The sequence below is a fragment of the Leptolyngbya cf. ectocarpi LEGE 11479 genome (assembly GCF_015207065.1).
GTDB lineage: Bacteria > Cyanobacteriota > Cyanobacteriia > Phormidesmidales > Phormidesmidaceae > Leptothoe > Leptothoe ectocarpi.
This window is the reverse complement of the sequence record NZ_JADEXP010000635.1, coordinates 1-1,270: the sequence shown is the minus strand read 5'-3', so window position 1 is coordinate 1,270 and position 1,270 is coordinate 1. Positions and strand designations below refer to the sequence as shown.

General features: G+C 48.4%; 1 protein-coding gene. It reads left to right on the top strand.

Features of this window, described 5'->3' with window-relative positions:
* The first annotated feature begins 96 nt into the window (after positions 1-96).
* Positions 97-1,248 (top strand): ISAs1 family transposase, encoded by a 1,152-nt coding sequence (locus IQ260_RS30650; RefSeq protein WP_193996811.1) that lies wholly within the window; start codon positions 97-99, stop codon positions 1,246-1,248.
* Positions 1,249-1,270 lie beyond the last annotated feature (22 nt).

The following is a 1,270-nucleotide window of genomic DNA, read 5'->3' as shown; positions in this document are numbered from 1 at the left end:
CAGGGCGAACGCATACATATCTTAATAATTGATGCAGGGATTGAAGCATCAGTCTTAGGATGACGATGCCCTCTAGCAATCTAGGTGCATCTAGACATGTCTAGCCCATCCATTTCACGGCTCAAATCGCACTTCGAGTCACTAGATGACCCACGAGCCCAACACAGTATTGACCATTTGTTGATTGATATTGTGATGATCACGATTTGTGCTGTTATCTGTGGTGCCGAGAGCTGGGTCGAAGTGGAAAACTATGGCAACGCTAAACAATCTTGGCTGGGTACATTTCTAGCATTACCGCATGGGATACCGTCTCACGATACCATTGAACGTTTGTTTGCACGTCTACGACCCGAGCAACTCCAAGCGTGTTTTTTAACCTGGGTGAACGCCGCGTTTGAGTTCAGTAAGGGACAATTGATCACCGTTGATGGCAAGACTCTGCGTGGGAGCTATGAGCGTGGTGGAAAGCGAGGCATGATTCATATGGTGAGTGCTTGGGCGAGTGAGAATCAAATTGTTTTAGGTCAGCGCAAAGTGGATGAGAAATCGAATGAAATTACTGCCATTCCAGAACTCCTGAACGTGTTAGACCTTGAGGGAGCCGTGGTGAGCATAGATGCGATGGGCTGCCAAACGGCCATTGCCGAACAAATTGTGGATCAACAGGGAGACTATGTTCTGGCGCTCAAAGGGAATCAGGGTAATCTGTTGGAAGATGTGAGCCAAGTATTTTCCCATGCTCAAGCGACAGGGTTTGAGGGAATTGAGCATGACTATTATGAAACCCAAGAAACCGGTCATGGTCGCCAAGAGACTCGTCGCTATTGGGTGATGGGCCAAACGGACTATCTCATCGGTGCTGAAAATTGGGCCAAGTTGACCACGGTCGGGTGTGTCGAATCTCAACGACAAGTCGGCGATACCATCAGCCATGAGATGCGTTACTACCTACTGAGTCTACCGTTGGATGCAACGCGCTTTGCCAACGCTGTTCGAGGACACTGGGGCATTGAAAACCAACTCCATTGGAGGCTCGATGTAGCGTTTCGAGAAGATCACTCTCGGGCAACTACGGGCTACAGTGGTGAAAATCTAGCCGTCATTCGACATATTGCCGTTAACTTGTTGTCACAAGAAAAATCCGCCAAAGGTGGCACACATGCAAAGCGACTCAAAGCAGGATGGGATGACCAATATCTTTTCAAGGTGCTGGCCCAAGGAGATAACGCTAGTACCAAATTGTAAAGAAACGTATGCGTTTGCCCTG